This is a genomic window from Stenotrophomonas sp. YJH_SMC_32, assembly GCF_059369975.1.
Window position 1 is genome coordinate 16,336 of the sequence record NZ_JCAFTE010000002.1, and the last position, 12,046, is coordinate 28,381.

Below are 12,046 nucleotides of genomic sequence, written 5' to 3' on the forward strand. Positions count from 1 at the left end.
ATGGCGCCAACGGTCCCGGGCAGCCCTGCCAACCCGGCCCTTCCAGCCTCCCCGCGGCGGAGGGATGAGCAAAGGCAGGGTCAAAGGCCGGGGTCAGATCCCTTTGCTGCGCAAAGGGATCTGACCCCAACAAGCAAAAAAGGCAGCCAGTGGCTGCCTTTTTGCTTTGCTTCTGCCTTTGATTCCGCCCTTCCCGTCCGCGCCCGCAGGAAACTGTCGAGAGGGGGCGGATGGCCCCCTCCCCCATGTATCAATCAAAGCGCTGACGGAGCGCTTGATAAACCCCTTATTCCGCCAGCATCGCCGCCAGCTTCTCCCGCGCCGGGCCGGCCAGCTTCGGGTTGTCCAGCGCGAAGCGGATCGTCGCCTCCACCAGACCCAGGTGCGTACCGCAGTCGAAGCGGGTGCCCTCGAAACGATAGGCATCGACTTCTTCGGTCTTCAGCAGCTCGGCAATCGCATCGGTCAGCTGGATCTCGCCGCCGGCACCGGTCTGGGTCTGTTCCAGCAGTTCGAAGATCTTCGGGCTCAGCACGTAGCGGCCGACCACCGCCAGGTCACTCGGCGCGTCCTCCGGCTTCGGCTTCTCGACGATCTGCGAAATGCGGCCCTTGCGGCCATCGAACGCCTCAGTGGCGACGATGCCGTAGCTGGCGGTCTTTTCGTGCGGCACGTCTTCGACCGCGATCACGCTGGCACCGCTGGCCTCATTGAGGTCGGCCATCTGCTTCAGCGCACCGGCACCGCGATTCCAGATCAGATCGTCGGGCAGCAGCACCGCGAACGGCTCGTCACCGATCACAGCCTTGGCACACAGCACTGCGTGCCCCAGGCCCAGCGCCTCGGCCTGGGTCACGAAGATCGCGCGCACGCCGTTGGGCAGCACATGCCGGATCAGCTCCAGCTGCTCCTGCTTGCCGGCGCGCTCGAGCTTCTGCTCCAGCTCGTAGGCCTTGTCGAAATAATCGGCAACCGCGTGCTTGTAGCGGTTGGTGATGAACACCAGCGTGTCGCAGCCGGCTTCGATGGCTTCATCAACGGCGTACTGGATCAGCGGCCGATCAATGATCGGCAGCATCTCCTTCGGCACAGTCTTGGTTGCTGGCAAAAAACGCGTTCCCAGTCCTGCCACCGGGAAAACTGCCTTGCGAATTCGCTTGCTCATTGGTGCCTGTTCGCCTCACGTGCCGGAAAGGGCACGACTTTAGCGGATGAAATGTAAGCATCCTGTTCGATTGGCGAGAATTCCGGCATCGTCGCAAACAGGATTTCCTGGATGCTGGCAGTGTCGTAGCTGGCAATCGCCTCACGCAGGCGCGGAACGTTGCCCAGCACCAGGTCGCGCGAGAACGTACGCACGCCGGCCTCGAGAATCTTCGGGTGCGCGGTCGAACGGTAGTCTTCGTCCGAATAGAACAGCGTCTCGTGCAGCTTCTCGCCCGGGCGCAGGCCGGTATAGATGATCTGGATGTCCTTGTACGGCTGCTTGCCGGTCAAACGGATCATCTGTTCGGCCAGCACGCGGATCGGCACCGGCTCGCCCATGTCCAGAGTGTAGATCGCACCATGCGACGCCGACGCGGCCGCCTGCAGGATCAGCTGGCAGGCCTCGGGGATGGTCATGAAGTAACGGCTGACTTCCGGGTCCGTGACCGTGACCGGACCACCGCGCAGGATCTGCTCGCGGAACAGCGGCACCACGCTGCCGGCCGACGCCAGCACGTTGCCGAAACGCACCGTGACGAAACGGGTGTGCGTGGACTTCTGGTCCAGGCTCTGGCAGATCATCTCGGCGTAGCGCTTGCTCGCACCCAGCGCATTGACCGGGTCGACCGCCTTGTCCGTGGAAATGAACACGAAATGCTCCACGCGGGCTTCCAGGCACGCGCGGGCGACGTTCTCGGTCGCCAGGATGTTGTTGCGCACCGCTTCGCGCAGCTGGCGCTCCAGCACCGGCACGTGCTTGTAGGCGGCCGCATGGAAAGCGGTATCGACCGGGTGCAGCGACAACGCATGGCGAATCACCGCCGGGTCACCGCAGTCGCCCAGCACCGCCTCGATCTCGACATCGGGGAAGCTGCGCCGCAGCTCGCCCTCGATGGTCAGCAGCAGCAGCTCGCTGATCTCCAGCAGGATGATGCGACCTGCACCGTGCCGCGCGCACTGGCGACAAAGCTCCGAGCCGATCGAACCACCGGCGCCGGTGACCATCACAGTGCGCCCACCCAACCAGCCGCGGATCAGGTTCCAGTCCGGCATGATCGGCTTGCGGCCCAGCAGATCCTCGATCGCCACTTCCTTCAGCTGGCCCGGCAGCGACTGGCCCTGCAGGATGTCGCTGAGCTTGGGCACGGTACGGAACGGAACGCCGGTGCTTTCGCAGATCGCGACAACGCGCTGCATGCCTGCGGCGTCCAATGACGGCATGGCAATGACCAGCAGCTTGGCAGCGGTCTCGCGGACCACTGTCGGGGCGTCATCCAGGGTGCCGAGGATCGGCAGGCCCTGCAGCTTGGCACCCCGCAGGTGCGGTGCATCGTCGAGCAGGCCGACCGGCTCGAAGTTGCCGGAACGACGCAGGTCGCGCACCAGTGTTTCCGCCGCCTGGCCGGCGCCGAGGATCAGCACGCGGCGGGCGCTGGAATCGGACTGCAGTGCCTGATAGTCCTTCCAGGCCCGGTACAGCAGGCGCGGTGCGCCCAGCAGGGCCGACAGCGCGAACGGGTAGATCACCAGCACCGACATCGGCACGCCGTCGAAGCGCTTCCACATCAGCACCAGGACGATGGCGACCATGCCGATGAAGCTGGCCTTGAAGATGTTCAGCAGGTCGCTGACGCTGGCGAACCGCCACAGCCCGCGATACAGGCCCACGCGCCAGAACACCAGGCCCTGAAGCAGCAGGACCAGGGTGGTATCGACGTTCCACAGGGGCAGCGCCGGAGCGTTGGGCAGGATCGAGTAACGCCCTGCATGGAGCAACTGCCAGCATGCCCAGACCATGAAAAGGTCGTGGCAGACGATGGCCGAACGCGGCATCAGGCCGAGGATTCTGTCCCGCCAGGGTGAAGCCATAAGTCAGGTATTTCCTTGTCGGTAGCGCATTCCATTGCGCAGGAGGAGCCAGAGGACGCTCAGCGCGGTGAACCACGCGATCGCCACGGCAGCCTCCCACCTCGGCTGCAATTTGGAGCAGACATTGAACACTGTAATACTGAACAGGCCCAAAGCAAAGTACATCCCTGTCACCTGGGGGTGACTGGCTCCTGCCTGCACCGCGCGCTGGTAGACGTGCTGGGTGTGGGGTTCCATCCAGCGTTGTCCTGAAATGATGCGCGCCAGCAGTGTGAAGCCCGCGTCCACGAGAAACGGCGAAACCGGGACCAGCAGCAGGATCCAGTTGATATCGGTACGCACGCTGGCGAGTGCCAGCACCGCTGCGACCGCATACCCCAGCGCTCCACTTCCGACATCGCCCATGAAGATCCGGGCCCGAGGGAAGTTGAACGGCAGGAATCCAAGGCAGGCCAGGCCCAGGGCCACGGCAGCCAGCGAGTACGGCCACGGCAGCACCGGCGCCAGCCCCAGCATCGCCACGACGGCCTGGCTGGCGGCAATGCCGTTGATGCCGTCCATGAAATTCCAGATGTTGATCAGTGAGGCGGTGAACAGCAGCACCAGCGCCGCCAACAGCCAGCTGCCGCCATTCACCTTCACCAGGCCGGCCAGCAGCGTCGCGGCGATGAAATGCACCAGCAGGCGACGCATCGCTGGCAGGGGCTTGTGGTCGTCCCACCAGCCGATACCGGCCACCAGCACCAGCCCAAGGCTGGCCACCAGTACTGTCGGCGTGCTCTCGGGCCAGGCCCAGATGGCCACGGCTGCAGTCACCAGCAGGCTGATGACGATGGCGATGCCGCCACCGCGCGGCGTAGCGACGCTATGGCTGCGGCGTTCGCCGGGCTGGTCCATCAACTGCTGACGCAGCGCATAGCCGCGTGCCGCCCAGGTCAGCACCGCACTCAGCAGGGCGAGCGCCAGCAGCGCGCCCATCACAAGCCAGGGCATGGATCAGAGCACCGCGTAGTTCAGCAGCGGCTTGACCGTCCCCCACTCCTTGCAGCTCGGACACTGCCAGTGGTGGGTACGCGCCCCGAAGCCGCAGCGGGTGCAGCGATAGGCCGGGTTGCGCACCAGCAACTGGTCAGTGATGTGCTTGAGGTCATGCAGGGTGGCTGTGGAATCGGCGCCCTCGGCCAGGGTGAGGTCGATCAGCGCGGACTCGCCACGCACCGACGGGCGATCCTTCAGCTGGCGGCCGAGGTAGGCACGCGCCGGGGCCACGCCTTCCTGCTCTTCCATCAACCGGGTCAGCGCCAGCACCGGGGCAATGCCACGGTAATGCTCTGTCATCTCCGACAGGAACGCGCGCGCACCTGCCAGATCGCCCACCTTGCGATAGTTCTGCATCAACGCCGGCAGCAGTTCCGGCAGGTATTCGGGGTCGTTGCGCGCGGCGCGCTCGAAGGCGCGCACGGCGGCCTCAGGATTGCCCGCGTCGGTTTCCAACCGGCCCTCGATGATGCCGGCGCGCACCGACATCGCATCGGCCTGGTAGGCACGGGCGATCGCTGCCCTCGCCTCTTCCAGCTTGCCGGCGCCACGGAATCGCTCGGCCAGTTCGCACTCGAACTGCCCGATCAGCTTGCCCATCGGCTCGCCGGTGACATCCTCGAACCGGGTGGCGTTGTCGATGGCCTTTTCCCAATCGCGCTCGGCCTGGTAGATGCCGATCAGGTGCTTGAGCGCCTGCGGTGCGCGCTGATCCAGCTGGGCCAGCTCGGTGAACACGGTCTCGGCACGATCCAGCAGGCCGGACTTCATGTAGTCCTCGCCCAGGGCCAGCAGGGCCTGCACGCGCTGTGCGTCACTCAGGTCATGGCGATTGACCAGGCCCTGGTGCAGGCGGATGGCGCGGTCGACTTCGCCACGACGGCGGAACAGATGGCCCAGCGCGACCTGGGTCTCGAAGGTTTCCTTGTCCAGCTCGGCGATGTGCAGGAACAGCTCGATGGCCTTGTCCGGCTGCTCGTTGAGCAGGTAGTTCAGGCCACGGAAATAGGTGCTCGACAGGCGGCTGACCTGGCTGTCACCGTGGCGTTGGCCACCACGCCGCCCGATCACCCACCCGGCCAGTGCGGCCAGCGGTACGAACAGGAAGAACCAGAACCACTCGGTGACGAAATCCATCTTCGATCAACGTCCATCAAAAGATTGGGGGGAAGCAACCGGTGCCGGCGAAGCAGCAGCGGACTTGTTGGCGCGACGCAGCTGGCCGTAGAGCGGAATGACCACGCTCACCAGCACCAGCCCGGCACCGACCACGACACCGACCAGCAGCGCGGCAATCAGGGCCACGCCCACCGAAGTGTGCAGTTGGGTAAACAGCAGGTTGATCGACATTGCGGTCATGTTGACCGCACCGATGATCAATCCAAGGATCAGCACCGCCAGCAGGACCAGCAGACGAAAAACCTTCATGCGACAGCTCCAGTGGCAGGAGTCCGTAGCTTATCCGACTCGCGGCTGGATTCGCACGCGGTGGCGCGACGGCAGGCTCAGGCCGGATCGGCGTCCAGCGGCAGCACACTGCTGACCCGCTCGCGCAGTTCCTTGCCCGGCTTGAAATGGGGGACATGCTTGCCCGGCAGGGCAACCGATTCGCCGGTCTTCGGGTTGCGACCCAGGCGCGGCGGACGATAGTGCAGCGAGAAGCTGCCAAATCCACGGATTTCGATGCGATCCCCGGCGGACAGCGATCCGCCCATCATTTCCAGCAACGACTTCACCGCCAGATCGACATCATCGGCCTTCAGGTGCGCCTGGCGGCGCGCAAGGATTTCGATCAGTTCGGATTTGGTCATTACCGGCTCACATCAGGGGCATCTCAGCCTGAAACGGCCCGGGCAATGCCCGGGCCGTCCAGGAAACAACGAACAGCCTAAAGCCGATTACTCGGACTTGTTGCCGTTCAGCTGTGCACGCAGCAGCGCGCCCAGCTGGGTGGTGCCGCTGGAAGCCGAAGAGGACTGGTATTCCTCCAGCACTTCGCGCATTTCAGCGTCGTCCTTGGCCTTGATCGACAGCTGCAGGGTACGGCCCTTGCGGTCCATGCCCACGAACTTGGCTTCGACCTTGTCGCCGACCTTCAGGTGCTGGGTGGCGTCGTCAACGCGCTCGTTGGCGATGTCGCGGGCCGAGACGTAACCTTCGATGCCGTCAGCCAGCTCGATGATCGCGCCCTTGGCGTCGACTTCCTTCACCACGCCTTCGACCTTGGAACCCTTCGGATTGGCAGCCATGTACTGGCCGAACGGATCCTGCTCCAGCTGCTTCACGCCCAGGGAGATGCGCTCGCGCTCCGGATCGACGGCCAGGACGACGGCGTCCAGGGTATCGCCCTTCTTGAAGTTGCGAACGACGTCTTCGCCGGTGGTGTTCCAGCTGATGTCGGACAGGTGGACCAGGCCGTCGATGCCGCCGTCCAGGCCGATGAAGATGCCGAAGTCGGTGATCGACTTGATCTGGCCCGACACCTTGTCACCCTTCTTGTGGGTGGCAGCGAAGGTTTCCCACGGATTGGCGGCAACCTGCTTCATGCCCAGCGAGATGCGGCGACGCTCTTCATCGACGTCCAGCACCATCACTTCGACTTCATCACCCACCTGGACAACCTTGGACGGGTTGACGTTCTTGTTGGTCCAATCCATCTCGGAGACGTGCACCAGGCCTTCGACGCCCGGCTCGATCTCAACGAACGCACCGTAATCGGTGACGTTGGAGACCTTGCCGAAGACGCGGCTGTTGGCCGGGTAACGACGGCCGATGTTGTCCCACGGATCCTCGCCCAGCTGCTTCAGGCCCAGCGAAACGCGGTTGCGCTCGCGGTCGAACTTCAGCACGCGGACGTCCAGCTCGTCGCCGACGTTCACGACTTCCGACGGGTGACGCACGCGCTTCCACGCCATGTCGGTGATGTGCAGCAGGCCGTCGATACCACCCAGGTCCACGAACGCGCCGTAATCGGTCAGGTTCTTGACGACACCCTTCAGGATCGCGCCTTCCTGCAGCTTGTCCATCAGCTGCTCGCGCTCTTCCGAGTGCTCGCTTTCGACGACAGCGCGGCGCGAGACCACGACGTTGTTACGCTTGCGGTCCAGCTTGATGAGCTTGAACTCGAGTTCCTTGCCTTCCAGGTAGGCCGGATCGCGCACCGGGCGCACATCGACCAGGGAACCCGGCAGGAAGGCGCGGACATCCTTGATGTCCACGGTGAAACCACCCTTGACCTTGCCGCTGATGCGGCCGGTGATGGTTTCGTTCTTTTCCAACGCTTCTTCCAGCTCGTCCCACACCATCGCGCGCTTGGCCTTCTCGCGCGACAGGACGGTTTCGCCGAAGCCGTTCTCGATCGAGTCGAGGGCGACCTTGACGATATCGCCTTCGGCGACGTCGATTTCGCCAGCGTCGTTACGGAACTGTTCGATCGGCACGATGCCTTCGGACTTCAGGCCAGCGTTGATCACCACGACGTCGCCGCGGACTTCAACAACGGTACCGCTGACGATGGCGCCCGGCTTCAGCTTGGCCAGGTTGGCCTGGCTGGCTTCAAACAGTTCGGCAAATGATTCGGTCATTAGATTTACTCTGTTGGACACATGGGTCGGTGGCGTCCCCTTCAGGGGAATGGCGACCGCCCGCCTGTTGGTCGACCCCGGAAACGCAGGTCGTGTGTAGTAGGAAAACCGCCACGCATCATTGCGCGACGGAGCGGGTACAGCACTGCTTTGCGCGACCACTGCCGATGCGACTGGCAGTGCTCCCGCGCGAACGGATCAGGCAGCCGGAACCGGAAGCAGATCCATCACTCGGGCAACGACATCATCGATGCCGATGCCTGTGGTGTCGATGAGGACAGCATCGTCTGCCGGCTTCAGGGGCGCCACGGTACGCTGAGCATCACGGGCGTCGCGGGCCATGATCTCGCGCAGGAGGTCATCAAAGTTAACAGAAACCCCCTTGTCTTTCAACTGCTTATGCCGGCGCTCTGCGCGCTCCTCGGCACTGGCGGTCAGGAAGACCTTGTAGGGGGCGTCCGGAAAGATCACCGTGCCCATGTCGCGGCCGTCGGCGACCAGGCCCGGCAGCTCCCTGAATGCGCGCTGGCGCTCCTTCAGGGCGGCCCGGACCTCCGGGATGGCGGCAATGGCCGAGGCCAGCGCCCCGGTGGTCTCCAGGCGCAGCTCGTCGGTGGCATCGGTGCCGTTGACCATGACCCGCATGGCATCGCCCTGCTCGACAAACTGAACGTGGGTGTCAAAGGTGCAGCGGACCAGCGCGGAGGCGTCGGAGGTGTCGATGTCGGCCCAGCTTGCGGCCACGCCCACCGCCCGGTACAGCGCGCCCGAATCCAGGTAATGCCAGCCCATCCTGCGCGCGATGATGCGGCTGATGGTACCCTTGCCGGCCCCGGATGGGCCGTCGATGGTCAGGACGGGAGCGAGTGGATTCATGGGGGTCCCAGAGCGTGTGAAGAGGCCATTCTAGCCCCTGCCAGACGCCCCCAGCGGGATCTTTTGTGCAACCACTTGAAACCATGAGGAAAAGCCCGGTAGAATGGCGGGCTTGAACGAGCGTCAACTGCCGATTGTCTTTCGCATATCGCGGCCACGCTCCACCCGAACAACTACTGTTTACGCCGAGGTATGCCATGAAAGTCCTGTCCTCCCTGAAGTCGGCGAAGGCCCGTCACCGTGACTGCAAGGTCGTGCGTCGTCGTGGCAAGATCTTCGTCATCTGCAAGTCGAACCCGCGTTTCAAGGCGCGTCAGCGCTAAGCCTCACAGCCTTCCTGCTGCGGCTGGCCCTACGCGGGGCCGACCCGATGCAAGAAACCGCCTTCGGGCGGTTTTTTGTTTATGCGGCTTTTTCCTGCCGTTTTTGCTGTAATCGCCTTTCTTGACCACTGGGGAGTAGATCGAGATGAAGCGTTACCTGTCCGCCCTGGCCGTGATGGCCACCCTGGCCGCCGCCACACCGGCACTGGCCGATACCCTGCTTGTCGACCGTGCCCGCGAGAAGCCGGCCGGTGCCCTGCCCGTGCGCGGCCAGAGCATGCAGCAGGTGCAGGCGCAGTTCGGCGCGCCCAGCGAACAACTGCAGCCGCGTGGCGGGCAGAAGCGGCAATGGCCGACCATCAACCGCTGGGTGTACCCGCAGTTCACCGTCTACTTCGAGAAGCAGAAGGTGATCGACGTGGTGGCCAACCAGGCGGACCCGAACGAAATCGGCCCGAAACCACCGATCCGTTGATCCCTTTACCCGCCCTGGGCGGGCCTGTGTAGCGAGACCATGAACCAGACCCTTCGTTTTCCTGCCGAGTGGGAAGCCCAGAGCGGCGTCCTGATTGCCTGGCCCACCGCCGACACCGACTGGGCCGACCGCCTGGGCCAGGTGGAAGAGACCTACATCGCCCTGGTCGCGGCCATCACCCGCTTCCAGCCGGTGCTGATCTGCGTGGCCGACGACGATGTGGAGACCTATGCCGAAATGCGGCTGCGCTCCAACCGCATCAACATGGACAAGGTCCACTTCACCACGGCCGCCTACGACGATACCTGGCTGCGCGACTCCGGCCCGATCACCCTGCGCCGCGCCGACGGCGGTTTCCAGCTGCTGGACTTCCGCTTCACTGGCTGGGGCGGCAAGTTCGACGCCACCCTGGATGACCAGCTGGTGGGTGTGCTCGACCAGGCTGGCGTGTTCAACGACGCCCCGGTACGCAGCATTCCGTTCGCGTTGGAAGGCGGTGGCATCGAGACCGACGGCGAAGGCACCCTGCTGACCACCTGGAAGTGCCTGCACGAACGCCACCCGGACCGCGACCGCGCCAGCCTGAGCGCCGACCTGGCCGACTGGCTGCAGCAGGACCGCGTGCTGTGGCTGGACCACGGCTACCTGGAAGGCGACGACACCGACGCCCACATCGATACCCTCGCCCGCTTCGCCTCCGCTGACAGCATCGTCTATCAGGCCTGCGACGACGAGAGCGATTCGCACTACGCCGAGCTGCAGGCGATGGGCAACGAGCTGGCCGCGCTGCGCACCAAGGACGGCCAGCCGTATCGCCTGTTCCCGCTGCCGTGGGCGCGGCCGGTGATCGACGAAGGCCGCCGTCTTGCTGCGTCGTACGCCAACTACCTGATCGTCAACGGCGCGGTGCTGATGCCGGCCTATGGCGACCCGGCCGACGACCTGGCCCGTGATGTGCTGGCCCAGGCGCATCCGGGTCGCGAGATCGTGCAGGTGCCTTGCCGCTCGCTGATCTGGCAGAACGGCAGCCTGCACTGCATCACCATGCAGCTGCCGGCCGGGTTGTTGAAGGTCTGAGAAAAGGGAGTGCCGGCCGCTGGCCGGCAACCAGGCAATGCCTGACGGATTGATGGGGATGCCGGCCAGCGGCCGGCACTACCATCACCCATTCAGCGCGCAACACGCCGTCGCCGCCCATCCGCGCTAACATGCAGGTTTTCCCCCGCAGGAACGCCCCGCATGAACTCGCGCAGCCCCCTTACCGTCGCCCTGATCCAGGAGCGCAACCACGGTGATGCCGCCGCCAACCTGGCGGTGATCGAAGCACGCGTGGCCGAGGCGGCTGCGCAGGGTGCCAAGCTGGTGCTGCTGCAGGAACTGCACAACGGCCCGTATTTCTGCCAGCACGAATCGGTGGACGAATTCGACCTGGCCGAATCCATTCCGGGCCCGAGCACCGAGCGCCTGGGCGCACTGGCGAAGAAGCATGGCGTGGTGCTGGTCGGCTCGCTGTTCGAGCGCCGCGCTGCCGGCCTGTACCACAACACCGCCGTGGTGTTCGAGAAGGACGGCAGCCTGCTCGGCAAGTACCGCAAGATGCACATCCCGGACGACCCGGGCTTCTACGAGAAGTTCTACTTCACCCCGGGCGACATCGGCTTCAAGCCGATCGATACTTCGGTGGGTCGCCTTGGCGTGCTGGTGTGCTGGGACCAGTGGTACCCGGAAGCGGCGCGCCTGATGGCGCTGGCCGGTGCCGAGCTGCTGCTGTACCCGACCGCGATCGGCTGGGACCCGGACGACGTGCAGGACGAGAAGACCCGCCAGCGCGACGCCTGGGTGCTGAGCCACCGTGGCCACGCCGTGGCCAACGGCCTGCCGGTGCTGAGCTGCAACCGCGTCGGCCACGAGGCGTCGCCGCTGGGCGCGTCGGGCATCCAGTTCTGGGGCAACAGCCACGTGCTCGGCCCGCAGGGCGAGTTCCTGGCCGAGGCCGGCACCGAGGCCACCGTGCTGCTGTGCGACGTCGACCTGCAGCGCAGCGAGCATGTGCGCCGCATCTGGCCGTTCCTGCGTGATCGCCGCATCGATGCATACGGCGACCTGCTCAAGCGCTACATCGACTGAGCCGGAGCCCGCGCATGGCCGTCCTCATCCGTGATGCCGGCCCGGCCGACATCGACGCGATCACCGCGATCTATGCGGTGGAAGTGACTGACTTCGTCAACACCTACGAGTACGACATCCCGGACGCGACCGAGATGCTGCGCCGCATGCGCGACATCATTGATCGTGGCTTCCCCTACCTGGTCGCCGAGATCGACGGCCAGGTGGCTGGCTATGCCTATGCCAACACCTATCGCACCCGCATTGCCTACCAGTGGACCGTGGAGAACTCGGTCTACGTCGATGCCGCGTTCCAGGGCAAGGGTGTCGGCACCGGCCTGCTGCAGGCCTTGATCGACGCCTGCGTGGCACGTGGCTACCGGCAGATGGTGGCGGTGATCGGCGAACCGACCAACACCGCCTCGATCAAGCTGCACGAACGCTTCGGCTTCGAGCTGGTGGGCGTGTTCCGTGGCCTCGGCCGCAAGCATGGCCGCTGGCTGGACACCGTACAGATGCAGCGCGCGCTCGGCGATGGCGCCGACACCGCACCCTCCAATGAATGAACC

General features: G+C 64.9%; 13 protein-coding genes. 5 read left to right on the forward strand and 8 right to left on the reverse strand.

Features of this window, described 5'->3' with window-relative positions:
• Nucleotides 1-286: 286 nt before the first annotated feature.
• From galU to cmk, 8 genes are all read right to left on the reverse strand, one after another.
• Complete coding sequence (gene galU / locus AC5P7S_RS04040; RefSeq protein WP_032954121.1) at nucleotides 287-1,165, reverse strand: UTP--glucose-1-phosphate uridylyltransferase GalU; 879 nt, start codon at nucleotides 1,163-1,165, stop codon at nucleotides 287-289.
• The gene (locus tag AC5P7S_RS04045; protein WP_032954120.1) at nucleotides 1,162-3,075 is read right to left on the reverse strand and encodes a polysaccharide biosynthesis protein; all 1,914 of its coding nucleotides are present in this window, start codon (nucleotides 3,073-3,075) and stop codon (nucleotides 1,162-1,164) included. Before AC5P7S_RS04045 ends, galU begins: the two co-directional genes overlap by 4 nt.
• A 3-nt stretch (nucleotides 3,076-3,078) precedes the next feature.
• Entirely contained in the window at nucleotides 3,079-4,068 is a 990-nt protein-coding gene (locus AC5P7S_RS04050) for an MraY family glycosyltransferase (protein ID WP_095377730.1), read from the reverse strand.
• A 3-nt stretch (nucleotides 4,069-4,071) separates the two neighbouring features.
• Complete coding sequence (lapB, locus tag AC5P7S_RS04055; protein WP_005416232.1) at nucleotides 4,072-5,250, reverse strand: lipopolysaccharide assembly protein LapB; 1,179 nt, start codon at nucleotides 5,248-5,250, stop codon at nucleotides 4,072-4,074.
• Between the two features lie 6 nt (nucleotides 5,251-5,256).
• Nucleotides 5,257-5,541 (reverse strand): lipopolysaccharide assembly protein LapA domain-containing protein, encoded by a 285-nt coding sequence (locus AC5P7S_RS04060; protein ID WP_005416231.1) that lies wholly within the window; start codon nucleotides 5,539-5,541, stop codon nucleotides 5,257-5,259.
• Between the two features lie 77 nt (nucleotides 5,542-5,618).
• Nucleotides 5,619-5,924: an integration host factor subunit beta gene (locus tag AC5P7S_RS04065; RefSeq protein WP_005409286.1), complete on the reverse strand. Its 306-nt coding sequence runs from the start codon at nucleotides 5,922-5,924 to the stop codon at nucleotides 5,619-5,621.
• 87 nt (nucleotides 5,925-6,011) lie between these two features.
• Nucleotides 6,012-7,697 (reverse strand): 30S ribosomal protein S1, encoded by a 1,686-nt coding sequence (gene rpsA / locus AC5P7S_RS04070; RefSeq protein WP_005416230.1) that lies wholly within the window; start codon nucleotides 7,695-7,697, stop codon nucleotides 6,012-6,014.
• 198 nt (nucleotides 7,698-7,895) lie between these two features.
• Nucleotides 7,896-8,573, reverse strand: coding sequence for a (d)CMP kinase (gene cmk, locus AC5P7S_RS04075; RefSeq protein ID WP_049411481.1), 678 nt, complete (start codon nucleotides 8,571-8,573; stop codon nucleotides 7,896-7,898).
• A 197-nt stretch (nucleotides 8,574-8,770) separates the two neighbouring features.
• On the opposite strand from cmk, the gene ykgO reads away from it, so the two are divergent.
• The 5 genes from ykgO to AC5P7S_RS04100 all read left to right on the forward strand — a co-directional run bounded on the left by ykgO (nucleotide 8,771) and on the right by AC5P7S_RS04100 (nucleotide 12,043).
• A complete protein-coding gene (gene ykgO / locus AC5P7S_RS04080; RefSeq protein WP_005409283.1) occupies nucleotides 8,771-8,896 on the forward strand; it encodes a type B 50S ribosomal protein L36 in 126 nt (41 codons plus the stop codon).
• A 175-nt stretch (nucleotides 8,897-9,071) separates the two neighbouring features.
• Nucleotides 9,072-9,371, forward strand: a complete 300-nt coding sequence (locus tag AC5P7S_RS04085; protein ID WP_227837998.1) for a hypothetical protein — start codon at nucleotides 9,072-9,074, stop codon at nucleotides 9,369-9,371.
• 39 nt (nucleotides 9,372-9,410) lie between these two features.
• Nucleotides 9,411-10,448 carry an agmatine deiminase family protein gene (locus AC5P7S_RS04090; protein ID WP_095377731.1) on the forward strand — a complete coding sequence of 346 codons (1,038 nt, stop codon included), beginning with the start codon at nucleotides 9,411-9,413 and terminating at the stop codon, nucleotides 10,446-10,448.
• A 162-nt stretch (nucleotides 10,449-10,610) separates the two neighbouring features.
• Nucleotides 10,611-11,498, forward strand: coding sequence for a carbon-nitrogen hydrolase (locus AC5P7S_RS04095; protein WP_005416226.1), 888 nt, complete (start codon nucleotides 10,611-10,613; stop codon nucleotides 11,496-11,498).
• Between the two features lie 14 nt (nucleotides 11,499-11,512).
• Nucleotides 11,513-12,043, forward strand: coding sequence for a GNAT family N-acetyltransferase (locus tag AC5P7S_RS04100; RefSeq protein ID WP_005416225.1), 531 nt, complete (start codon nucleotides 11,513-11,515; stop codon nucleotides 12,041-12,043).
• The last annotated feature ends 3 nt before the right edge of the window (nucleotides 12,044-12,046 follow it).

Excerpts from the sequence above, each read along its gene's own strand:
- galU (WP_032954121.1), bottom strand. The coding sequence starts at position 1,165 with ATGAGCAAGCGAATTCGCAAGGCAGTTTTCCCGGTGGCAGGACTGGGA.
- AC5P7S_RS04045 (WP_032954120.1), bottom strand. The coding sequence starts at position 3,075 with ATGGCTTCACCCTGGCGGGACAGAATCCTCGGCCTGATGCCGCGTTCG.
- AC5P7S_RS04050 (WP_095377730.1), bottom strand. The coding sequence starts at position 4,068 with ATGCCCTGGCTTGTGATGGGCGCGCTGCTGGCGCTCGCCCTGCTGAGT.
- lapB (WP_005416232.1), bottom strand. The coding sequence starts at position 5,250 with ATGGATTTCGTCACCGAGTGGTTCTGGTTCTTCCTGTTCGTACCGCTG.
- AC5P7S_RS04060 (WP_005416231.1), bottom strand. The coding sequence starts at position 5,541 with ATGAAGGTTTTTCGTCTGCTGGTCCTGCTGGCGGTGCTGATCCTTGGA.
- AC5P7S_RS04065 (WP_005409286.1), bottom strand. The coding sequence starts at position 5,924 with ATGACCAAATCCGAACTGATCGAAATCCTTGCGCGCCGCCAGGCGCAC.
- rpsA (WP_005416230.1), bottom strand. The coding sequence starts at position 7,697 with ATGACCGAATCATTTGCCGAACTGTTTGAAGCCAGCCAGGCCAACCTG.
- cmk (WP_049411481.1), bottom strand. The coding sequence starts at position 8,573 with ATGAATCCACTCGCTCCCGTCCTGACCATCGACGGCCCATCCGGGGCC.
- ykgO (WP_005409283.1), top strand. The coding sequence starts at position 8,771 with ATGAAAGTCCTGTCCTCCCTGAAGTCGGCGAAGGCCCGTCACCGTGAC.
- AC5P7S_RS04085 (WP_227837998.1), top strand. The coding sequence starts at position 9,072 with ATGGCCACCCTGGCCGCCGCCACACCGGCACTGGCCGATACCCTGCTT.
- AC5P7S_RS04090 (WP_095377731.1), top strand. The coding sequence starts at position 9,411 with ATGAACCAGACCCTTCGTTTTCCTGCCGAGTGGGAAGCCCAGAGCGGC.
- AC5P7S_RS04095 (WP_005416226.1), top strand. The coding sequence starts at position 10,611 with ATGAACTCGCGCAGCCCCCTTACCGTCGCCCTGATCCAGGAGCGCAAC.
- AC5P7S_RS04100 (WP_005416225.1), top strand. The coding sequence starts at position 11,513 with ATGGCCGTCCTCATCCGTGATGCCGGCCCGGCCGACATCGACGCGATC.